General features: G+C 64.3%; 30 protein-coding genes. 23 read left to right on the top strand and 7 right to left on the bottom strand.

Annotation, left to right across the window (positions count from 1 at the left end; translation table 11 throughout):
- The first annotated feature begins 1 nt into the window (after window position 1).
- The 11 genes from HTY53_RS14900 to HTY53_RS14945 are packed head-to-tail and all read left to right on the top strand — an operon-like array spanning window position 2 to window position 7790.
- Entirely contained in the window at window positions 2–481 is a 480-nt protein-coding gene (locus tag HTY53_RS14900; protein ID WP_174107389.1) for a hypothetical protein, read from the top strand.
- 3 nt (window positions 482–484) lie between these two features.
- Entirely contained in the window at window positions 485–856 is a 372-nt protein-coding gene (locus HTY53_RS14905; protein ID WP_174107390.1) for a hypothetical protein, read from the top strand.
- Window positions 857–859: 3 nt separating this feature from the next.
- A complete protein-coding gene (locus HTY53_RS14910) occupies window positions 860–1450 on the top strand; it encodes a phage neck terminator protein (protein WP_174107391.1) in 591 nt (196 codons plus the stop codon).
- Window positions 1451–1459: 9 nt separating this feature from the next.
- Window positions 1460–2935, top strand: a complete 1476-nt coding sequence (locus HTY53_RS14915) for a DUF3383 domain-containing protein (RefSeq protein WP_174107493.1) — start codon at window positions 1460–1462, stop codon at window positions 2933–2935.
- Window positions 2936–2946: 11 nt separating this feature from the next.
- Window positions 2947–3390, top strand: coding sequence for a phage structural protein (locus HTY53_RS14920; RefSeq protein ID WP_174107392.1), 444 nt, complete (start codon window positions 2947–2949; stop codon window positions 3388–3390).
- Between the two features lie 2 nt (window positions 3391–3392).
- Window positions 3393–3833 (top strand): phage tail assembly chaperone, encoded by a 441-nt coding sequence (locus HTY53_RS14925; protein ID WP_174107393.1) that lies wholly within the window; start codon window positions 3393–3395, stop codon window positions 3831–3833.
- Between the two features lie 29 nt (window positions 3834–3862).
- Window positions 3863–4018, top strand: coding sequence for a DUF6889 family protein (locus HTY53_RS25135; RefSeq protein ID WP_438820966.1), 156 nt, complete (start codon window positions 3863–3865; stop codon window positions 4016–4018).
- Window positions 4008–5924, top strand: coding sequence for a mannosyl-glycoprotein endo-beta-N-acetylglucosamidase (locus HTY53_RS14930; RefSeq protein ID WP_174107394.1), 1917 nt, complete (start codon window positions 4008–4010; stop codon window positions 5922–5924). Before HTY53_RS25135 ends, HTY53_RS14930 begins: the two co-directional genes overlap by 11 nt.
- Window positions 5924–6508, top strand: coding sequence for a phage baseplate protein (locus tag HTY53_RS14935; RefSeq protein WP_174107395.1), 585 nt, complete (start codon window positions 5924–5926; stop codon window positions 6506–6508). Before HTY53_RS14930 ends, HTY53_RS14935 begins: the two co-directional genes overlap by 1 nt.
- Window positions 6505–6819, top strand: coding sequence for a phage baseplate plug family protein (locus tag HTY53_RS14940; RefSeq protein ID WP_053824288.1), 315 nt, complete (start codon window positions 6505–6507; stop codon window positions 6817–6819). Before HTY53_RS14935 ends, HTY53_RS14940 begins: the two co-directional genes overlap by 4 nt.
- Window positions 6816–7790, top strand: a complete 975-nt coding sequence (locus tag HTY53_RS14945; protein ID WP_174107396.1) for a phage protein — start codon at window positions 6816–6818, stop codon at window positions 7788–7790. Before HTY53_RS14940 ends, HTY53_RS14945 begins: the two co-directional genes overlap by 4 nt.
- Here the strand turns inward: HTY53_RS14945 and HTY53_RS14950 are convergent.
- Window positions 7787–8152, bottom strand: a complete 366-nt coding sequence (locus HTY53_RS14950; RefSeq protein WP_174107397.1) for a hypothetical protein — start codon at window positions 8150–8152, stop codon at window positions 7787–7789. The genes HTY53_RS14945 and HTY53_RS14950 overlap by 4 nt on opposite strands.
- Window positions 8153–8162: 10 nt before the next feature.
- Between HTY53_RS14950 and HTY53_RS14955 the strand changes: the two genes are divergently transcribed.
- From HTY53_RS14955 to HTY53_RS14980, 6 genes are read left to right on the top strand one after another with little or no spacing between them, the layout of a single operon-like run.
- The gene (locus HTY53_RS14955; protein ID WP_174107398.1) at window positions 8163–8888 is read left to right on the top strand and encodes a Gp138 family membrane-puncturing spike protein; all 726 of its coding nucleotides are present in this window, start codon (window positions 8163–8165) and stop codon (window positions 8886–8888) included.
- A 1-nt stretch (window position 8889) separates the two neighbouring features.
- Window positions 8890–9243 (top strand): hypothetical protein, encoded by a 354-nt coding sequence (locus HTY53_RS14960; RefSeq protein ID WP_174107399.1) that lies wholly within the window; start codon window positions 8890–8892, stop codon window positions 9241–9243.
- Window positions 9243–10424, top strand: a complete 1182-nt coding sequence (locus HTY53_RS14965) for a baseplate J/gp47 family protein (RefSeq protein ID WP_174107400.1) — start codon at window positions 9243–9245, stop codon at window positions 10422–10424. The genes HTY53_RS14960 and HTY53_RS14965 overlap by 1 nt, the downstream gene beginning before the upstream one ends.
- Before the next feature lies 1 nt (window position 10425).
- A complete protein-coding gene (locus tag HTY53_RS14970) occupies window positions 10426–11085 on the top strand; it encodes a DUF2612 domain-containing protein (RefSeq protein ID WP_174107401.1) in 660 nt (219 codons plus the stop codon).
- Between the two features lie 9 nt (window positions 11086–11094).
- Complete coding sequence (locus HTY53_RS14975; RefSeq protein ID WP_174107402.1) at window positions 11095–12000, top strand: hypothetical protein; 906 nt, start codon at window positions 11095–11097, stop codon at window positions 11998–12000.
- A complete protein-coding gene (locus HTY53_RS14980) occupies window positions 12000–12191 on the top strand; it encodes a hypothetical protein (protein ID WP_174107403.1) in 192 nt (63 codons plus the stop codon). Before HTY53_RS14975 ends, HTY53_RS14980 begins: the two co-directional genes overlap by 1 nt.
- Here HTY53_RS14980 and HTY53_RS14985 read toward each other — a convergent pair.
- Window positions 12188–12988, bottom strand: coding sequence for a sialate O-acetylesterase (locus tag HTY53_RS14985; protein ID WP_174107404.1), 801 nt, complete (start codon window positions 12986–12988; stop codon window positions 12188–12190). The genes HTY53_RS14980 and HTY53_RS14985 overlap by 4 nt on opposite strands.
- Window positions 12985–13188 (bottom strand): XRE family transcriptional regulator, encoded by a 204-nt coding sequence (locus HTY53_RS14990; RefSeq protein ID WP_368041003.1) that lies wholly within the window; start codon window positions 13186–13188, stop codon window positions 12985–12987. The genes HTY53_RS14985 and HTY53_RS14990 overlap by 4 nt, the downstream gene beginning before the upstream one ends.
- A 209-nt stretch (window positions 13189–13397) precedes the next feature.
- Between HTY53_RS14990 and HTY53_RS14995 the strand changes: the two genes are divergently transcribed.
- From HTY53_RS14995 to HTY53_RS15005, 3 genes are read left to right on the top strand one after another with little or no spacing between them, the layout of a single operon-like run.
- Window positions 13398–13616, top strand: coding sequence for an HP1 family phage holin (locus HTY53_RS14995; protein ID WP_174107405.1), 219 nt, complete (start codon window positions 13398–13400; stop codon window positions 13614–13616).
- The gene (locus HTY53_RS15000; RefSeq protein ID WP_174107406.1) at window positions 13606–14061 is read left to right on the top strand and encodes a lysozyme; all 456 of its coding nucleotides are present in this window, start codon (window positions 13606–13608) and stop codon (window positions 14059–14061) included. Before HTY53_RS14995 ends, HTY53_RS15000 begins: the two co-directional genes overlap by 11 nt.
- Window positions 14049–14411: a hypothetical protein gene (locus HTY53_RS15005; protein WP_174107407.1), complete on the top strand. Its 363-nt coding sequence runs from the start codon at window positions 14049–14051 to the stop codon at window positions 14409–14411. Before HTY53_RS15000 ends, HTY53_RS15005 begins: the two co-directional genes overlap by 13 nt.
- A 604-nt stretch (window positions 14412–15015) precedes the next feature.
- Here HTY53_RS15005 and HTY53_RS15010 read toward each other — a convergent pair.
- Window positions 15016–15438: a hypothetical protein gene (locus tag HTY53_RS15010; RefSeq protein ID WP_174107408.1), complete on the bottom strand. Its 423-nt coding sequence runs from the start codon at window positions 15436–15438 to the stop codon at window positions 15016–15018.
- 89 nt (window positions 15439–15527) lie between these two features.
- Window positions 15528–15656 carry a hypothetical protein gene (locus tag HTY53_RS24930; RefSeq protein ID WP_302480482.1) on the bottom strand — a complete coding sequence of 43 codons (129 nt, stop codon included), beginning with the start codon at window positions 15654–15656 and terminating at the stop codon, window positions 15528–15530.
- A gap of 193 nt (window positions 15657–15849) precedes the next feature.
- Between HTY53_RS24930 and HTY53_RS15015 the strand changes: the two genes are divergently transcribed.
- From HTY53_RS15015 to HTY53_RS15025, 3 genes are read left to right on the top strand one after another with little or no spacing between them, the layout of a single operon-like run.
- Entirely contained in the window at window positions 15850–17178 is a 1329-nt protein-coding gene (locus HTY53_RS15015; protein WP_174107409.1) for a TrkH family potassium uptake protein, read from the top strand.
- Window positions 17171–17866, top strand: coding sequence for a potassium channel family protein (locus tag HTY53_RS15020; RefSeq protein ID WP_217435630.1), 696 nt, complete (start codon window positions 17171–17173; stop codon window positions 17864–17866). The genes HTY53_RS15015 and HTY53_RS15020 overlap by 8 nt, the downstream gene beginning before the upstream one ends.
- 19 nt (window positions 17867–17885) lie before the next feature.
- Complete coding sequence (locus HTY53_RS15025) at window positions 17886–18497, top strand: NUDIX hydrolase (RefSeq protein WP_174107411.1); 612 nt, start codon at window positions 17886–17888, stop codon at window positions 18495–18497.
- Between the two features lie 48 nt (window positions 18498–18545).
- Here the strand turns inward: HTY53_RS15025 and HTY53_RS15030 are convergent, their stop codons facing one another.
- Both HTY53_RS15030 and HTY53_RS15040 read right to left on the bottom strand, forming a co-directional pair.
- Complete coding sequence (locus tag HTY53_RS15030; protein ID WP_174107412.1) at window positions 18546–19406, bottom strand: aminoglycoside 6-adenylyltransferase; 861 nt, start codon at window positions 19404–19406, stop codon at window positions 18546–18548.
- A gap of 381 nt (window positions 19407–19787) precedes the next feature.
- Window positions 19788–20969 carry a benzoate/H(+) symporter BenE family transporter gene (locus tag HTY53_RS15040; protein ID WP_174107413.1) on the bottom strand — a complete coding sequence of 394 codons (1182 nt, stop codon included), beginning with the start codon at window positions 20967–20969 and terminating at the stop codon, window positions 19788–19790.
- Between the last annotated feature and the right edge of the window lie 137 nt (window positions 20970–21106).

Here is a 21106-nt window from a genome sequence, read left to right on the forward strand (position 1 = left end):
CATGGGCGTCATCAAGGTGGATCGGCTGAAGGATGTCCTGCAGTCGATCAACGGACTAGTCCAAAAGCAGGTGCTAGTCGGCATCCCCGACAGCGCGCCAGAGCGGAAGGACGACGCGCCGATCGGCAACGCTGCTATCGGCTACATCCAAGAGACAGGCTCTCCGGCAAACAACCTGCCGGCCCGGCCGTTTCTGGTACCCGGTGTATCTGATTCCCTTCCAAAGGCCACCGCTCAACTCGAGAAGGCGGCCACGGCGGCGCTGGAAGGCGACCCGGCAGCGGTTGAGCGGCGCTTGTCGTCTGCTGGCCTGGAGGCACAGAACAGCGTCCGGGCAAAGATCAACAGCGGCATCAAGCCTGACCTGAAGCCGAGCACGATCGCTGATCGTCTCCGCCGCGGAAGGACTGGCACGGTGCCGCTGGTCGACACAGGTCAGTTGAGGAACTCGATCACCTATGTGATCAGACGGAAGAAATAGACCATGGCGCTACTAGACGTCGTCGACGTGCTGCTCGACCCGGATTTCATGGACACCGGCCTGGTGTGCAACCGGATGACGCAGACGGTGGACAGCCATGGGCGCGCCGTCAACACCGTCACGGCCACGCCGTTCGCAGCCGTGGTGACCAGCGACCAGGGCGACATCCTGGAGCGGATCGCCGAGGGAAGTCGCATCGTCGGCTCGATCCTCGTCCATACCCCGTTTCGCCTGCGCGATGGCGGCGATGGCGCTGACGCCGACGAGATCGTCTGGCGCGGCCGGACGTACACGGTGGCGAAGGTCAACGACTACAGCCACTTCGGGCGCGGCTTTGTCTGCGCCACCTGTGACATCAAGCCTCTCTCGGGGTAAGCCATGAACGACAGCTCGACCGGTGGCTACCTGGCGCCAGTCGCCGCATCGCCGCCGCTCGAGGACGATGCACTCGACGACCTGCTGCAGGAAATGGTGGCCGGCATCACCGGCTTGCCACCCACGATGGTGCGCCCGCGGTGGCAGCCAACTGTGCCAAAACAGCCCGAGCCGTCGGTGAACTGGTGCGCGCTGGGTATCACAGCGCAGGAAAACGACGCGGGCCCCGCGATCCAGCACGACCCGACGGGAGACGGTAGCGACGTCTACCAGCGCCACCAGGAAATCGAATTGCTCTGCACGTTCTACGGGCCCGGCGCGAAGGGATATGCCCAACGCCTGGTGGATGGCCTCGCCATCCCACAGAACAGCGAACAGCTTGGCCTGAACGACATGAAGTTTGTGTCGGTCGGGACAATTCGCGCAGCGCCCGACTTTGTCAATCAGCAGTGGATCCGCCGCTACGACGTCACCGTCGCTTTGCGCCGCAAGATCACCCGGACCTATCCGGTCCTCAACCTCATGTCCGCCCAGGTGAAGACCGAGACCGACTCGGTACCGCCGATGAGCGGCACCATCAATATCGACCAGTAGAGGATGACCATGCCCAACGGATTGCCGGTGTCGCGGCTGATCGACGTCACCATCAACATGTCGCCGCTGGCGGCGCAGGGTGCGAACCTGAACACGGCGCTGTTCCTGGGCGCCTCGGCCGTGATCGACACCAACGAGCGCATGCGCTCCTACGGCACGATCGACGCGGTTGCCTCGGATTTCGGCACGTCGGCGCCTGAGTACAAGGCGGCCGTGCTCTACTTCCAGCAGACGCCGCAGCCTTCGCAGCTGTATCTCGGCCGCTGGGCCAAGAGCGCAACCTCGGGCTCGATCCGTGGTGGCGTTCTGTCCGCCGCGCAACAGGACATGGCGGCCTGGAATGCCGTGACCAATGGCGGCTTCAAGATCAGTGTGGACGGCGTCGAGAAGTCGCTCACCGCGCTGGACTTCTCCGCCGAAACCAACCTGAACGGCGTCGCAAGCGCCATTCAGGCCGCTCTGACCGGCGCCACGATCGTATGGACTGGCCAGCAGTTCGTCGTCACCTCCGACACGACTGGCACTACCTCGACGCTGAGCTACGCGACGGCTCCGGGCACCGGCACCGACATCTCGGCCATGCTTGGCCTGACGAGCGGCGTGGCTTCGGTCCCGGTCGCTGGCATCGGTCCGGAGACGCCGGACGCCGCGGTGGCGCTGTTCCTGAACCGCTTCTCCAACAAGTTCCTTGGCCTGATGTTCGCGGATACGGGTCTGACGAACGACCAGCACGAGGCGGTGGCAGACCTCGTCGAGGCCGATCAGCGCCATCTGTACGGTGCGACGAGCCAGGAGCCGCTGGCGCTTGATCCGACCAGCACCACTGATCTGCTGTCCCGCTTCAAGGCCAAGGGCTACAAGTACTCGTTCTCGCAGTACTCGAGCAGCAATCCGTATGCCGCGGCGTCGATGCTCGGCCGGCTGCTGACGACGGACTTCAACGCGAACAACTCGACGATCACGCTGATGTACAAGCAGGAGCCCGGCATCGTTCCGGAGACCCTGACCAGCAGCCAGGCCGACGCCATCCAGGCGAAGAACGGCAACGTATTCGTCGAGTACAGCAACGACACGGCGATCATCCAGTACGGCGTCACGCCGAGCGGCATCTTCATCGACTCGGTCTACAACTCGATCTGGTTCCAGAACCGAATTCAGACCGATGTGTACAACCTGCTGTACCAGTCGCCGACCAAGATCCCGCAGACGGACGCGGGTAATGCCCTGATCGCGGCAACGATCGAGGCGGCATGCGATGCGGCGGTGAACAACGGCTATCTGGCTCCGGGCGTCTGGAACTCCGGCGGCTTCGGTGCGCTGCGCCAAGGCGACACGCTGGCCAAGGGCTACTACGTCTACGCGCCGCCGATCGCGCTGCAGTCGCAGGCCGACCGCGAGGCGCGCAAGTCGGTGTCGTTCCAGGTCGCGGCCAAGGAGGCCGGCGCCATTCACACCGTTGACATCCTGGTCAACGTGAACCGCTGATAGGGGAAATCATGTCCGGAACGTATTCGTTCATCGACGTACAGGCGTCGCTCGTTGGCCCGGGCGGGGCCTTCCAGCTCGGCTATGGCGAGGCCACTGCCGAGGAAGGCATCACCATCGCTACCGCGAACGACAAGAACACCATGACGGTGGGATCGGACGGCAGCGTGATGCATAGCCTGCGCGCTGATAACTCGGGCCAGATCACGCTTCGGTATCTGAAGACCTCCCCGGTCAACCGGACGCTGATGGCGCTGTACAACGCCCAGAAGATCGACAGCCGACTGTGGGGCAAGAACGTCATCACGGTCACGCAGTCGGTCGCAGGCGACATCGCCACCGGCATCCAATGCGCCTTCAAGAAGGTGCCGGACCTGAACTACGCCACCGAAGGCGGCATCGTCGAATGGGTGTTCGACGCCGGCCGTATCGAAGAAATGCTCGGGACCTACTGACCATGTCGACCGAAATCGAACTCGGCGGGAATCGGTACTCGCTCGGCCGGATGAGCGCGATGCAGCAGTTCCACGTATCGCGCCGCATCGCGCCGATCATTCCGGCCCTGATCCCGGTGTTCGTGCGGTTCCGCGAAAGCGGGAAGGCACCGACCGAGGATCTGGAAGGGATGGCCGTGGCGCTGCAGCCGCTGGCCGACGGCCTGGCCGCCCTCAAGGACGAGGACGCCGAGTACGTCATCGGAGCGTGCCTGTCGGTCGTGCAGCGCAGGCAGCCGACCGGCTGGGCTCGGGTCTGGAATGGCGCGCTCATGTTCGATGACATGGACCTGGCGACCATCCTTCCCTTGGCGGTGCAGGTCATCACGGCCAACCTCGGGCCTTTTATTCAAGGCCTGCTTACCAGCCAGCAGAGCGGGCCGGAGGCGACACAAGCTGGCTGAGGACTCTCCCGGGCGGCGAGGATTGGCTTCTGGCGCCGGTTGCCGAGGGCTGGTGCAAGTACGAATCGCTGATCGACGGCACGCTGGGCCTGGAGGACGTCGCCCTGATGAACGACGCCATCGCGGTTCGGGGCGACAACCTCGCGGCTGCGCGCCGCATGCTGGAACAGAACAATGGCCGATAGCGCTGTCATCCGAGAATTTTTGGTGGCTCTCGGGTTCAAGGTCGACGAGAAGGGGCTGAAGAACTTCAATGCCGGCGTCGAGCAGGCCACGAAGGGCGTCGTCCGCTTGGTTAGCACCATCCAGGGCGCTGCTCTGTCGATCGGCGCAGGCGTCTCGGCCTTCGCGTCGAAGCTGGAGGGCCTGTACTTCGTCTCCAAGCGGACCGGCGCCGCGGCGACGAGCCTCAAGGCGTTCGAGTACGCCGCGCGGAACCTCGGCGTCTCGTCCGAAGCGGCCTTTGGAACCGTCGAGAACCTGGCGAAGTTCTTGCGCAACAACCCCGCCGGCGAGGGGTATCTGGGCACGATCGGCGTCCAGACGCGCAACGCCAACGGCGAGCTGCGCGATACCGTTGACATCCTGGCCGACCTCGGCAAGGAGTTGGGGAAGAAGGACTTCTGGCTCGCCAACCAGTACGGCAGCATCCTCGGCATCGACGAGAACCTGCTGTTGGCGATGCGCGATGGCGAGTTCGCCAAGTTCATGCAGCAGTACCGGGACATGTCCCGGAACAACGGCCTTGACAAGGCCACGAAGGACTCGCATGCCTTCATGATCGCTCTGCGCGATCTCGGCACGACGTTCGAGAACTTCGCCATCAAGGTCCAGGCGTCGCTGCTGGGCAAGGTCGGGCCACAACTGGAGCGGTTCAAGCGGTGGTTCGACCAGAACTCGCCCTTGATCGCAGACCGGGTGGCCACTATCGCAAGCGCCGTGCTGCGCGCGGCCGAGGCCATGGGGCCGCCGCTGGCTTGGGTGATCGACAAGTTTATCGAGCTCGACAAGGCAACCAACGGCTGGTCGACGCAGATCCTGCTGCTGATCGGCGCGTTTAAGGTGCTGGGCGGCTTCCAGATCATCTCCGGCATCTGGAAGATGGTCGCGGCCGTGCGAGCGCTCGGTGCTGCGAACGCAGCGGCCGCCGCTGCGGCCGCTGGTGGAGCTGCCGCTGGAGCGGGGGGCGCCGCTGCGGCCGCTGGTGGAGCTGCCGCTGGAGCGGGGGGCGCCGCGGGCGCTGGTGCGACGGCCGGCATTCTGTCGCGGTTCCTGCCGTGGCTGGCCAAGGCCGGTCGCGCTGCAGCGCTGCTGTTCTACAGCGGCGGCCTGAACAAGGGCGAGGAAGAAGAACTTGCCCGGCGCCGAGCGGCGGCTGGCCAAGAAGGCGGCAGCAGCGATCCCTCTCGTCGCCCGGGCACCCTCGCCGATACCCCATTCGGCAAGCTGATTGCGAGGGGCGAGGGCGATTACAACAGCGTCAATCGCGGCGCGAAGGGTGGCTACAAGGCAGGGACCGAAAACCTCGAGGGCATGACTGTCTCCGAGGTCATGCGGGCCCAGCAGGAAGGCCAGTTCAACGCTGCGGGCCGCTACCAGATCATCAAGACGACCCTGGCCGATGCGGTCAAGAAGCTGGGTCTCACCGGTACCGAGAAGTTCGATCGAGGCCTGCAAGACCGAATCTTCAGTGAGTACCTGGTCGGCACGAAGCGATCGGCCATCAAAGACTACCTGACCGGCGCCAGCGACAACATCGTGGCGGCCATGCAGGCCGCTGCCCGGGAATGGGCGAGCGTGGCCGATCCGACGACCGGCAAGAGCTTCTACGATGGCGTCGGCAACAACCGCGCGTCTATCTCGGTTGAGCAACTGGAGCAGGCGCTGCGCAATACCCGGGCAGCTATGACGGCGACGCCGACGGTGTACGCGCAACGCGCGCCAGGCGGCAACAGCGTGCAGCTCGAGCAGCGAACCGAGATCAACGTGTACGGCGTCAACGATGCTGCTGCGGCAGGTCGAGAAGTTTCGCGCGAACAGGGCCGGCTTAACGGCGACCTGGTGCGCAATCTGCAAGGAGCAGTCTCGTAATGCTGGACATCATCTCCTTCCTGTCGCCAAAGATGATCGGCGACATCCGGGTGCCGGTCACGATCGAGGAAGCCTACCAAGACGACCTCCAGATCACCGAGCACCCGGTGGAGAAGGGGGCGGAGATCACGGATCACGCCTTCAAACGGCAGCCTGAGGTCGTGATCAAGTGCGGCTGGAGCAATTCGGACCTGATGGCGCTGGCTGGCACGCTGGAGGCGATTTTCCTCGGTGGCAGCCTGCCGACTGCTGACTACATCAGCACGGTCTACTCCCAGCTTCTTGCCCTGCAAGAGCTTCGGGAGCCGTTCGACGTCGTGACGTCGCTGCGCAAGTACGACAGCATGCTGTTCAAGTCGCTGTCGGTGCTGAAGGACCAGAAGACCGGAGCGGCGCTATCGGTCACGGCGACACTGAAGCAGCTACGCATCGTCAATACGCAGGCGACCACGTTGCCGCCTCGGGATAACCAGGCAGACCCGGCCGCCACCGCTGAGACGCAGAACACCGGCGTCAAGGCGGCTGCGCCGGCAACACCTGCGCCGGGCGGGTCTGTACCGCCGGTGCAGTGGGGCAATCCATGAACTACTTTGAGATCCCGCTTTCGCCGGAGCCGCAGCGGTTCACGATCACGCTCAGTGGCGTGGATTACCGGCTGACGGTGCAGTATCGCAAGGCGGGCGGCGCGGGTTGGATTCTCGACATCGCGGATGCCAACAACGCTCCGCTGGTCACCGGCATCCCACTGGTGACCGGCATTGACCTGCTTGGTCAGTACCGGCACCTTGGGTTCGCCGGCCGGCTATGGGTTCAGGGCGCTGACGACCCGGACAACGTGCCGACGTATGAGGATCTTGGGATCGGGTCGCATCTCTTCTGGGTGACGGACGAATGAGCACGCCGCAATTCGGCCGCAAGGTCTCGCTGATCATCGGACAGGACAGCGGCGCCGCGCTCGACCTGTCGGAGCTGCGCTTTCGCTTCGACGTCCGCCGCGGCGACCTGCAGACGCCGAACTCGGCTCGCATCCGCGTCTACAACGTATCGCAGCAGACAGCCCAGCGAGTCGAGCGGGAGTTTTCCCGAGTAGTGCTGCAGGCTGGCTATCAGGGTAACTACGGGATCATCTTCGATGGCACCGTCAAGCAGGTGCGGCGAGGCCGGGAAAGCCAGACCGACACCTATCTGGATATCACTGCGGCGGATGGCGACTCGGCCTACAACTTCGCCGTGGTCAACACGACGCTGGCTGCTGGTTCGACGCCAGCGGATCATGTTGCTGCGGCCTGCACCGCCATGAACCCGTACGGGGTGACACAGGGCTATCTGCCGGAGCTCCCGAAGAACCCGCTGCCGCGCGGGAAGGTCATGTTCGGCATGGCGCGGGACTTCATGCGGTGGACGGCGAAGACGACGCAGACTGTGTGGAGCATCCAGGATGGCAAGGTCATCCTGGTCCCAGAGACGGCCTACATGCCAGGGGAAATCCCGGTGATCACGTCGGAGACCGGGATGGTCGGCCTGCCCGAGCAGACCCAGAACGGCATCACGATCAAGATGCTGCTGAACCCCAGCGTCAAGATCGGGCGTCTGATCCAGATCGACAATGCCAGCGTCCAGCGATACGAGTACAGCCTGTCCGTCAGCCAGCAGGCGCAGAACCAGCGGATCGAAGAACAGGCGAAGCTACAGGACGACGGGTACTACTACGTCATGATCGCGGAGCACTACGGCGACACTCGAGGGAACGACTTCTACACGGAGGTGATCTGCCTGGCGGCGGATGTGACCGTCTTGCCGGACAGCTTCAAGGACCGTGCGACGGTGCCGCCGGAGAATGTCGCCGTCATCAAGAAGTACGGCTAGCGCCCGTACGTCGGGAGGGCCTTGATGGTCATGGTCCTGCCGTCCCTCTGGACGTCGGCCTTTGCAAGAACGGACAGCGGCATGGAGTTTGGCGGGAGGTTGGGCACGATGATGAGCGCCTGACCGTCAATGGTTTGTCCCCAGCATCCAACGTCCCATACGCCGCGGTAGGAAGCGTACGCGCGCATGTCCTTGGCATTGACCAAGGGCAGGTCGCACTTCTTCTTCAGGTACAGGACCGTCGGGAACGGGTTGTCGACCGTCTCGCCAACTTTCATCCCGTTGAAGGGATAGACCAGAGCGTCCTCCGCGTACGCGGCGGAGGTGGCTGCCAGGGCTGCGATTAGTACCAGCTTCTTCATAGCGAACACCATGGATAGACGAGAGCGGGTTGACGATCCCGAGGTTGCGCTTCGGGAGGCGTTCGACGGACTGCGCGCGGGCATTTGGACGGCGCTGCCGGGGATTATCCAGTCGTTCGATGCCGTCGCTCTGACGTGCGAGGTCCAGCCGACGATCAAGATCCCGGTGCGCAAGCTCGACGGCACGATCGAAAGCGTAGCGCTGCCTCTGCTGGTCGATTGCCCGGTGCAGTTTCCGTCTGGCGGGAATTGTACGTTGACTTTCCCGGTCAAGCCGGGCGACGAATGCCTGGTTGTGTTCGCCAGCCGTTGTATCGACGCATGGTGGCAATCGGGCGGCGTCCAGGAGCAGGCCGAGATTCGGATGCACGACCTATCGGACGGTTTCGTGTTCCTGGGCTTCCGGTCGAAGCCGCGGGCGCTGCAAGGCGTGAGCACTACAGCGGCTCAACTGCGAACCGACGATGGCAGTGCTTTTGTCGAAGTGAATGGCGCCACCCATGCGATCAACATCAAGACGACGGCGCCGGTGAACGTCACCTCCAGCGCTTCGGCGCGCGTGACCGCTCCGAGCATCAGTCTCGGCGCGTCGGGGCAATCTCTGTTGTCCTTCGTGACTTCCGCATTTCAATCCCTGTTCAACCAGCACACGCACAACGAAACCGGCAGCGTGACCGGAGCCCCGAATCAGCAGATGGGGGACACTCACCTGACGAGCACGGTAAAGGGCGGATGACATGCGGTATCGCAAATTGGACGCCGACGGCGATTACGTCTTCGACGGGGGGCAGGCCGACTTCTACAAGGACAGCCCGGACGCCGTAGGCCAAGCGGTGATGACGCGACTGCGGCTGCTTCGTGGCGAGTGGTTTCTCGACACGACCGAGGGCACGCCGTGGGCAACTGAGGTGCTCGGCAAATACACCGCCGCTTCCTATGACGCCGCGATTCGGCAACGGATCCTCGGGACGCAAGGGGTGCGGGAGTTGGCCGACTACTCAAGCTCGTTTGACGCCGAGACACGGCACCTGAGCGTGTCAGCAACGATCAACACCATCTACGGCACCACCACGGTGCAGGCGACGCTGTAATGGCAATCACGACGACCGCACCGACCATCGACGCGAACGGCATCACGGCGCCGACCTATGCCGAAGTGCTGGAATACCTGAAGGATCAGTACCGGGCCATCTATGGGCCCGACGTGTACCTGGAGGCCGATAGCCAGGATGGCCAGCTGTTGGGGGTATTCGCCAAGGCGATCAGCGACGCCAACTCGGTGGCGATTGCCATCTACAACTCGTTCAGCCCGGCGACGGCGCAGGGTGCTGCCCTGTCGAACAACGTCAAGATCAACGGGATCGCCCGTAAAGCGCCGTCGTTCTCGACTGCCGATCTGCTGATCGTGGGACAGGCAGGCACGACGATCACCAACGGCATCGCCAAGGATGCGGACGGCAACCAGTGGGCATTGCCTGCAAGCGTCGTCATCCCTCCATCTGGCGAGATCACGGTTACGGCGACCTGCACCACCATTGGCGCAGTGTCGGCGGCCGCCGGGGCGATCAACCAGATCGGCACGCCGACGCGCGGCTGGCAGACGGTGACGAACCCAGCGCCGGCTGCCGAGGGGGCTCCCGTCGAGTCGGATGCAGCGCTGCGCCAGCGGCAAACCGTTTCGACGGCGCTGCCGTCTCGGACTGTGCTGGACGGAATCATCGGCGCGGTGGCCAACATTCCGGCGGTTACCCGCCTGGTCGCCTACGAGAACGACACCAGCGCCACGGACACCAACGGCATCCCGTCGCATTCGATCTCGCTGGTGGTTGAGGGAGGCGACGCCACGGCGATCGCCAATGCCATCGCGGTCAAGAAGACGCCAGGCTCAGGCACCTACGGCACGACGGCGATCCCGGTCACGGATGTCTACGGGCGTCCGATCACAATCAAGTTCTTCCGGCCGACTGATGCGCCGATCACGGTCACGGTGAGCCTGAAGGCGTTGCCCGGGTATTCCAGCCAGACCGGCGCGGCAATCCAGAAGGCGGTGTCCGACTACATCAACTCAGTGCGGATCGGAGGCGGCACGTCGGGCAGTGTGGAGTGGGGCGACGCCATCACCGCGGCAAACGGTGTTGGTGGAGGCATGACCTTCAAGCTGACCGGACTGACGATGACCGGCCCGCGTGGCGACGGCAACCCCGATGTGGCGCTTCTGTTCAACGAGGCGGCGTCCTGCACGCCGGCCAGCGTGACTCTGAACGTGACCTGACATGGCGCAGCTGACTGACTACACGGGGCTCATCACGTCGGAGCACAACCATCGGCCGAAGTTCATGGCGGTGGTCACGGCTCTAGCGCAACCGATGGTCGACCTGATGAACGTGCTCGGGAGCATGCCGAACAAGTTCGATCTTGACCAAGCGGTTGGCGTGCAGCTCGATGCGATCGGGCTATGGGTTGGCATCTCGCGGCACGTCAGCGTGCCGCTGACCGACGTCTACTTCTCTTTCGACATCGACGGGCTCGGCTTCGACCAGGGCGCGTGGAAAGGGCCATTTGATCCGGACAACGGCCTGACGGACCTCGACGACGACACGTACCGGCTCGTGATCCGCGCCAAGATCGGCGCGAACCATTGGGACGGGACGATGGAGTCGACTGTTGCCATCCTGAACACCATCTTCAACGGTGACACGCACGTCTTCATCCAAGACAACCAGAACATGACGATGACGATCGGTGTGTCTGGCCGGCCGCCGTCTGCAGTTTTTCTGGCGCTGCTCGCCGGTGGCTACATCCCGCTCAAGCCAGAGGGCGTGCGCGTCGACCTCGTAATCGTGTCAACCACCGACGGGCCGCTGTTCGGCTTCGACGTCCAGAACGATCTGATTTCAGGCTTCGATACCGGAGTCTGGGGAAAACCACTGTAGGAACCATCAATGGCAACGAGCGACTTTCTTCCTTTCGCAACCGGCGCTGCCGCGAACGTCATGTCACAGGCGGATTGGGCTGCGCTGGCGCAGCGCTTGTCCGGATTCCAGTCTGGCGTCGCGCAGTCAGCCCAACTGAACAAAGCTTGGCGTCAGTCGAGCATCATGGCCGCAGTGCTTGCGCAGTTTATCGTCGACCAGTCCGGGCAGGATGCTATCGATGACGGCACCACTGACACGCTTCTGGCGAATCTTAAGGAAGCTACCGCCGGTCGCCTTCTCAACGTTCAGCGTTTCACCTCGAGTGGCACGTACACGCCCACACCTGGCACGACATCGATAGTCGTAGAGTTGGTTGGGGGGGGGGGAGGTGGTGGTGGGTCGTCGACGTGTAGCGCGACGCAAGCAAGTGCTGGACAGGGCGGCGGTGCGGGCGCATATGCAAAGGCAAGATTGACCAGCGGCTTTGCCGGTGCGTCAGTCACCATCGGCGCTGCCGGCGCAGCGGGTACGGCGGCAAATTCCGGCGGAAACGGGGGCACAACGAGTTTCGGTGCGCTGGCCACCGCCCCGGGCGGAAACGGTGGAAAGAGCGGCGCAGCCGTAACGCCGCCAGCAATTGCGCAGAGTTCCACTGCGGGCAGCAATCCTCCGACGGGTACCCTGATCGCCGGATATGCCGGCCAACCGGGGACAAGCGGTGTCCTGTTCGGAACGGGGACGAATGGCCTCTCCGGATATGGCGCCGCATCGCCCTTTGGGTCCGGTGGCGTCGGCGTATTCGGGCAAGGGTCCGGCACTGCGGGGTCCGGATTTGGAACGGGTGGCTCCGGCGGTTACACCGTCAACTCGGGTGCTGGTTCAGCCGGCGGTGCCGGCACGGCCGGCATCGCGATCGTCTGGGAGTACGCATAATGGCCAACTACGCGGTGATAAGAGATGGGGTCGTTGAGAATATCGTCGTGATCGACGACCCGAACGCTTGGACGCCCCCGGACGGTACAACGATTGTCCACGTGGAGGACGGTACGTTTTTCGATATCGGCTATCTCTACGTAGACGGTCAATTCGTGCCGCCCGAGGGGCCCACCGAGGATACGGTCTAAGGCGCCGCGGTGAGCGACGTTATGGCGTCGGCGAACAGTTCCCCCAGCTTTACCTGCCCGGCCGTATCGTAGTGCAGATTGTCCGCGCCCTTGCTCAGGCCATCACAGTCGAACCATCGGTACTTGACGATCGGCGCAGATGCCTGGGCGGCACGGACAACATCGGTGTATGGGAACTGGTCAGCCGGGGCCGTTTCACGGCATGCCGTGACGGGCAGATCAGGCGTATTCAGGTCGCGACGCAGTGCTGCGACGAGCGCGACGAAGTTTGCGGCGTAAGAGTCGGCCATCACCTGCGTTGCTCCGTCGCTCTCTCCCTGCATCCAGAGGACGCCTGCGACCTTGATAGGCCTGGTCTTTGCCGCGTCAGCAACGGCGGCAATGGTCTTGGAATACAGGGCGCCAGGTATCGCTGGATTCCACTGCGTATAGAGCGTCGTGTTGCCTTCCGCGACCTTGATGATGCCAATCTTGCCGTGGCTCGTCATGCGATTGGCGAAGGACAGTTCCGGCCCGATGCCCGGTGGCTCGGCGACGCCAGGCTGCAGCGTTACCCATGCGCCCCCCTTGAAATAGAGCGCATCGGTCTGAGGGACTGTCAAGTGCGCGGGCAATTCCTCCACCTTTGACCGCATACCGACCATGTTGCTCTGGCCGAGCAGCAAGTAGACCGAGAGAGGGGCTTCTACAGGCGCGGTCGCCACAGGCTGCGCTGGCGCCTCATCACCGCCGCCACCTCCGCATCCGCTACACGCGACAACGAACGCACCAGCAAGGCTCGCAATTGCACCCTTCACGACTTGGTTTCCTCGGACAGCGATGCGCCGAGAGCCCGCATCCGATTGAAGAGTCGCGCGATCGTTTGTTCGTCCAGCTCGAGCCTGGCTATGCCGAAAAACAGCATCTGCATACTGATCTCCCGCTCGCCACCAGAATACTTTCGCCATTGCCGCCCGTCCGACACGCCGAATAGATCGGCCATCTGGGCGCTGGACATGCCGAGTTCCTGCTTGAGAGCTGCCAGTTGCGCCGGTGAGGGAGGGGAATAGGAGATAGGCATAGCGGAGCATGGTTCATTCCTTTCGGAGGTGCGGGCCGCGCGAAATGCGCTTCCCTATGACTCCATGCTAGGGCCATTGGCCCTATGTGTCAATACGATTCATTCAACGCCCGCCAAAGAGCGGGCTTTTTCTTTTCGGGGTCTACATGCGGCTGCCTACTCCCGTTGAAGCAACCGGCTACGCCGGATCGGTCGTTTCGATCGGCGCATCTCTGACGCTGACCGACATCGGAATCATCGTCGGCATCATTACGGCGCTTCTCACCTTTGGCTTTAACGCCTGGTACATCCGGCGCAAGGACAGGAGAGAAGTGGAGGAGCACGCGGCACGCATGCGGGCGCTTGGGGGCAGCCATGAACTCTGACCTGCGTACACGCCTGATTGCTGCCGGCATCGCGGCGGCGGTTCCACTGGTAGCTGCATTCGAGGGTCTGCGCCAGCGCGCCTACCTCGATCCGGTGGGCATCCCGACCGCCTGCTTTGGGACCACGAAGGGCGTTCGCCTCGGCCAGGTCTACACAAGCGAGCAATGCGACAACCTTCTCGCGCGCGATCTGCTGACGGCGAACGTTGATGTCGATGCATGCGTGCGCGTGCCGCTGACGGATGGCCAGCGCACCGCGCTTGTGTCGTTCACCTACAACGTCGGTCGCGGCAACTTCTGTGGCTCTACGCTGGTGCGCAAGCTCAATGCCGGCGACTACGTGGGCGCGTGCAATGAATTGCCGCGTTGGGTCTATGCGAAGGGCGTGAAGCTGCCGGGGCTGGTGAACCGTCGGGAGCAGGAGAGGGCGCTATGCCTTGGGTGAGGATCGCAATTGGGGCCGGCGCGCTTGCGATCGCATTCCTAGCCGGCTGGACGGTGAACGGCTGGCGCAAGGATGCGGAGCTGGCCGAGCTGACTGCGGCTCGCGCGCAGGCCGACCTAGCGACGGCGAATCAGGCGCTCGGCGATCTGAGGGCCGCCGGCGCTGACATCCGTGCCCGGGCCGACGAGTACCGCGGCATCACCACCGAGCTGGGCGCCGCGGCCAGCGCCATCCGGAAGGAACTGAAGAATGCGAAGCCTTTGCCTGCTGATTGCCGCCCTGACGATTTCCGGGTGCGCAAGCTGTCCGACGCCGTCGACGCTGCCAAGCGAGCCGCTGCCGCTCGATAGCGCACTCGCCGCAGACTGCGTGGTGCCGGACGCGCCGACGGTGGCGAGCTATGACGTGTGGCAGGAGTGGATAACCGTGGTGCTGGCTTCGCTTGGCGACTGCGCCGCGCGACATCGCAAGACCGTGGAGGCCTGGCCAAGGTGAGCGCCGCCACCAATAGGTAGAAGCCACGGGCACTGTTATTTTGTACAGTATCTGTATGCCGTACGACCATGACTTCCAGTTCCCTGAGCAGCCGATTTACAAGATTGGGAAGAACCCGTGCTATCGGTGCTCGAAGCCGCGCATCTATACCGAGTACGCCTACCGAGTCTGGTACCTGAAATACGACTGTCCGATCAATGAGTTGTGCCCGATGAAGCTGGGGTGCGAGCACTTCAGCCGGGAGCCGGGTGTCGATTGACCCTCTCAGTCTTCACGCCATCATCACGCCAAGTCGATATAACCCATTGATTTGAAAGGACAGGAGATTCCTGTCGGCGGGACCACTCCCCACAATCGAATCCGCATTCTCTGCAGTTCGCGGTCCGCGACGCCGGACGCCGCTCGTGCTCTCAATGGCCGAGCGTCGGCATCCGGCAGGATTGAAATTACCGTCGACGATCAGGCGCCGTCGAGGAAAGGACTGCGCTGGCCCAGGCGCGTGCCGAGCGCATCGGGCGGCAGGCTCATGCTGGCCGGATCGATGGCGGGCGCCATGCCCGGCTGCGCGACCGGGGCCGCAGCCTGCGCGTACGGATCGCCGGCGACCGGTGCGCCTGCTTGCGCCGAGGTCGTTGCCGCGGGCATGGTCTGCATCGGCTGACCGGGCGGCATCGCCTGTGCGGAGGGCGCGGACTGGATCGATGGCGTGGACTGGGCGGATGTGGTGGATTGCATCGGCTGCATCGGCTGCGTCGGCTGCGTCGATTGAGCGGCCGGCATTGGCTGCATCGACTGGATGGGCTGGGACTGCTGCGCGAGCACCGGGTACGACGCGATCATCGCGCCAGCCATCAACAGGGATTTCGCCAGATGTTGCTTCATTCGTGTACCTCCGTAAAACGCCTACAGGCAAGGGAAGGCTCACTGTAGCGGCGAGGCGTCTGACATTCTGTTCGATTTTGCAACGGTGATTAACGAGCCTTGTCATCGGCGCCAATGCGGCTTACAACCACGCGCGCAACGGTGGCAACGGTGGCAACCATGATCACCGTGACGACCGCAGCAACGGTGGCAATGGCGAGCGAGGTGCTTGCGCGCATGGCGCGGCAGCACGACCATGGAGGTTCGATGCGAAAGGGCCAGTGTAGAATCGGCGGCCTCCTGCCGTAGCGCCGGGACAGGCTCCGGCGCCGTGGTGAAGGGCCTTCACGGAGTCGACAAGATGGAAGGACAACAACCAGCGATCTCCTGCATGCACGAGACCCGCAACGTCGATTCGCCAATGGCCGACCGATGAAATCCATCGCGCATCCGCCACGCGTTGTCGCGCTGGCCTTCCTGCTGGCGATCGCGCTCGGCACGCTGCTATTGGTCCTGCCGATCTCCCAGGCGGACGGGCAGCCCGTGCCCTGGCTGACGGCCGTGTTCACCGCGGTATCCGCGGTCTGTGTGACGGGGCTCGTGGTCGTCGACACCGGCACCTACTGGTCCGGCTTTGGCCAGGCCGTGATTCTCGTGCTGTTCCAGATCGGCGGCTTCGGCATGATGACCGCGGCGACCCTGCTGGGCCTGATGGTCAACCGCTCGCTGCGGCTGCGCACCAAGCTGATCACGCAGGTCGAGACGCGCTCGCTGGGCATGGGGGACGTGACCAGCGTGGCGCGGCTGGTGCTGGCGGTGACGCTGGCGTCCGAGGCCCTCGTCGCGATGTTTCTGACGCTGCGGCTTCGCTATGCCCATGACCTGCCATGGGGCGAGGCCGTGTGGAGCGGACTGTTCCATGCGGTGTCCGCCTTCAACAATGCCGGCATTTCGATCCATGCGGACAGCCTGACGCGCTATGCCGCCGATGCGCTGATCCTGATTCCGGTGATGCTGGCGACCGTGGTCGGCGGTATCGGTTTCCCCGTGCTGCACGATGTCCGGCGCAAGGCGCGCAGCCCCCATCATTGGTCGCTGCATACCAAGCTGACCCTCGCCGGCACGGCGGTACTGCTGGCGATGGGCTTCATTGGGGTGCTGCTGTTCGAATGGACCAATCCGAATACGCTGGGCCCAATGTCCGCCGCCGACAAGTTGCTGTCCGCGGCGTTCGCATCGGTAGCGGCACGGACAGCGGGCTTCAATACCCTGGACATCGGCTTGCTCACGCCCGAAACGTGGGCGCTGCACTACTTCCTGATGTTCGTCGGCGGCGGCAGCGCGAGTACCGCCGGCGGCGTCAAGGTGGGCACGATCGCCATCCTGGTCCTGCTGGTGATCGCCGAGATTCGCGGGCAAAGCGACTGCGAGGCATACGGCCGCCGGCTCGGCGCGTCGGCGCAGCGCCAGGCCATCACGGTGCTGGTGCTTGGCAGCGCGATGGTCACCCTCGGTACACTGGTGTTGCTGCGCACGACCGACGTGCCGACCGATCAGATCATCTTCGAGGTCATCGCCGCCTTCGGAACGACGGGGCTGTCGACGGGGATCACCGGCGATCTGCCGGTGCCGGCCCAATTGACGCTGATCCTGCTGATGTATGCCGGCCGGGTGGGCACCATCACGCTGGCGGCATCGCTGGTATTGGGCGAGCGCCGCATGCCGTTCCGCTATCCAGAGGAGCACCCAATTGTTGGCTAGATTATTTACCGAGCAGTTTTCCTTCTCGAAGGGCGACAGCGTCGTCGTGATCGGGCTGGGCCGCTTCGGCAGCTCGGTCGCGCAATCGCTGATGCGCCTGGGCCACGACGTGATGGGCCTGGACAAGGAAGCGGAGCCCGTGCAGGTCTGGGGCAATTACCTGACGCATGCGGTGCAGGCCGATTCGACCAACGTCAACGTGATGCGCCAGCTGGGCGTGGCCGACTTCGCCCATGCCATCGTCGGCATCGGCTCGGACCTTGCGGCCAGCCTGATGACGATCATGACGCTCACCGAACTGGACATCAAGGACATCTGGGTCAAGGCGATGTCGGCCGAGCACGGGCAGATCGCGCAGCGCATCGGCGCGCATCACGTCGTCTATCCGGAAGCGGATATGGGCGAGCGCGTCGCGCATCTGATCACCGGTCGCATGATGGATTTCATCGAGTTCGACGATGGATTCGCGATCGCCAAGGTCCATGCGCCGACGTCGACCCACAACCAGACGCTGGCGCAATCGGGCGTGCGGGAGAAGTCCGGCGTCACGGTGGTCGGCGTCAAGCGCGCCAACGAGGACTTCCAGCACGCCACACCGAGCACGCGCGTGCTGCCGGGCGATCTGCTGATCGTGTCGGGCCCGACGCGCAAGATCCAGTCGTTCGCCGGCGACGTGACGAAGCGCTAGTTCACGGCCCCAGGCACACATGCCGAACCGACTCGATCAAGCCCGCCGCCTGCTGGCCCTCGCGCAGACGGGCCTGCACTTCAGCCGCGATCCCTTCGATGCCGAGCGCTACCGCGAGATCGCGGCCATCGCGCACGCTCAGATTGCCGCGCTGGCCGAGGGCGATGCGCAGGACGTCGCGCGGCTGTTCATGCCTGAAGTGGGCTACGCCAATCCGAAGCTCGACGTACGCTGCGCCGTGTTCGACGAGGCCGGCCGCGTGCTGCTGGTGCGCGAAGCGGCCGAGGGCCTGTGGTCGCTGCCAGGCGGCTGGGCCGATGTCGGCGCGACGCCGGCGGAGAACGCGGCGCGCGAGGTCAGGGAGGAGAGCGGCTATACGGTCCGCATCGGCCGCCTGCTGGCGCTGTGGGACATGCGCAAGCACCGGCATCCCGCCTCGCCGTTCCATATCTGGAAGCTGGTGTTCGAGGGCGAGATCGTCGCGGCGGGTGCGCCTACCGATGGCGAGACCGATCAGGTCGGCTTCTTCGATCTCGATGCGCTGCCGCCGTTGTCGGTGGCCCGCATCCTGCCCGAGCAGCTTCGGCGGCTGGGACAGCTGCATCGCGACGGGGGCATGGAGTTCGATTAGGCCGCCGGCAGGTGGCCGTGCGGATGGCCGTGCATGGCCGTTCGTCGTTCAGCCGCCAAGGCGCGACAGCACCGCCCGATTCAGGTCCTGGATCTGATCTTCGCAGGCTTGCGGATATTCCAGTCCCGCGCGCTCTGCCACCTCTCGTCCCAGGCGCCCATAGAGCCGGACCGTGGCCTCGAAAGCGTGTCGTGCATCGGCGGTGTCGAAGCGTCCGAATACCTGCTGCATTGCATGCCAGGAATCCCGCTCGGCCCACTGTTCCATGCGCAGACCGTTGTGCCAGATATCGACATTGCCGCCGTGCAGCGCCAGCGCGTGCCATTGCGCCATGCGCAGCAGCAGCGTCTTCATCGTCCAGTCGCGCTGCTTGACCAGCCACAGCTCGCCGCGTGCCAGATACCGGGGGACATGAAAGGCTTCGAACCAGAACTCTTCGACACTCGTCTGGAATTCCTGCTGTGAAGGCAGTGGTTCAACGGGGAAGCGGTACGGCGGAGGCGGCAGCGATGCGGCAACTCCCGCCTTGTCCAGCAGGACGCGATAGCCGCGCGCATAGAGGTTGTCCAGACCTTCTGGCGCGGCCATTCGACGCAGGCGTTCGATACCGGCGACGGTGAAGTCGACCTTGACGCCGCCCCGGTATATCGCGAGCCGCGTCGGCCATGGCTGATCGCTGCCGGCTTCGAGACGCAACACCGTGATCAGAGAGCCAATCCGGTGCAGCCAATCATCGTCCCTGGCCAAGGCATCGGAATCGGACGAGATGATCTCGATATCGAGGTCGGAATACTCGTCAGCGGAAGTGTCCCGGCGTGCCAGCGAACCGGTCTGGATCAGCGCCAGCACCGCGTCCGCGGCGCTTGCCCACTCCAGTACCGATTGCAGATATTCGTCTCGTAGTGTCATCCGGGGCTCAGCAGCCTTGCGGCAGCATTCGGTGAGACTTCGCGATGCCCCGCGCGATCGCCGCGTCCTCGTCGGCGCTCGGCAGGGTCAGCTTAGATTTCCTGTTCATAGTCTCGCACCTCTCGGAAATTGGCCTTGCGTAGACTGATGGCCCGCAGCGTGTCGCCTCGTAGGGTGAAGACCAGGCAGTGCAGGCGAGTGCCGATCGGGGCGTAGGCGATGTAGCGCGTCTTGCCGTATTTTGCTACTACGCTAAATCGCCTGGGGATGCTGCGCTTGTACCGAGTCGACGAAAGCATCAAGAACAGGGCGTAGTGGGATCGCATGCGTCGTTGTCTCACGCCTCCTGTCAGCGCTGAGGTGCCCCGTCGCGCTTGACGTTCAACGCCCTTCCCGCGGCCGCAGCACCCACAGCGCGACGATCCCGCCCACCACGCCCCAGAACGCCGAGCCGATGCCGGCCAGCGTCATGCCCGAGGCGGTGATCATGAAGGTCAGCAGCGCGGCCTCGCGCTCGCCGGGGTTCTGCATCGCCGTGGTCAGGCCGCTGGCGATGGAGCCGAGCAGCGCGAACGCCGCCACGGCGATCACCAGCGCCTGCGGGAAGGCGGCGAACAGCGCCGCGATGCTGGCGGCCAGCGTGCCGGCGACCAGGTAGCCGATGCCGCAGACCACCGCCGCGGTATAGCGCCGCGCCGGGTCCGGATGCGCCTCGGCACCGGTGCAGATGGCTGCCGTGATCGCGGCCAGATTGATGCCGTGCGAGCCGAACGGCGCCAGCACCGCAGACGCGATGCCGGCCACCGTGATCAGCGGCGAAGCCTTGACGTGGTAGCCGTCGGCACGCAGCACGGCCAGGCCAGGGATGTTCTGCGATGCCAGCGCGACGATGAACAGCGGAATCGCGATGCTGACGAAGGCTTGCAGCGAGAAGGACGGCGTGGTCCACACAGGCGCGGCCACCGCGAAATGGAACTGCTCGAAATGCAGCTGCCCCAGTACGCCGGCCAGCGCCACGCCGATCACCAGCACGCCCGGCACCGCATAGCGTGGCCACCAGCGCTTGCCGAGCAAGTACGCCGCGAACATGGGCAACAGCAGCAGCGTCTGGTGTTGCGCCTGCACGAAGACGTCGATGCTGATGCGGAACAGGATGCCGGCGAGCAGCGCGGCGGCGATGCTGGCCGGCAACGCGCGCATCAGCCGGTCGAACCAGCCGGTCAGGCCGGCGGCGGTCATCAGCAGCGCCGCCAGCAGGAAGGCGCCGATCGCTTCGGCGTACGGCACGCCCGGCAGGCTTGCAATCAGCAGAGCCGCGCCCGGCGTGGACCACGCGATCACGATGGGCACGCGTGTGAGCAGCGACAGCCCGATGGTGGTCACCCCCATGCCGATCGACAGCGCCCAGATCCACGAGGCGATCTGGGCATCGCTCAGATGCGCGGCCTGTCCGGCCTGGATCATCAACACCAGCGAACTGGTGTAGCCGGTCAGCATGGCGACCAGTCCGGCGACGACGGCCGAAACGGAAAGATCGGAGACTTTGAGCGTGGCGGAGGGCATGGCGATTGGGTTCGGTCGGTGCGGTCGATCGCATATCGCGGTTGACGAGCCGGCGTTGCGGCGATCGACACGGCGGCGATCGGCAACGGCAGTCGGAACGCGCGAATGCGCTGGCGAGCGGGAGCTGCAGTGCGTTG

This window comes from Cupriavidus gilardii (assembly GCF_013314895.1).
GTDB lineage: Bacteria > Pseudomonadota > Gammaproteobacteria > Burkholderiales > Burkholderiaceae > Cupriavidus > Cupriavidus gilardii_C.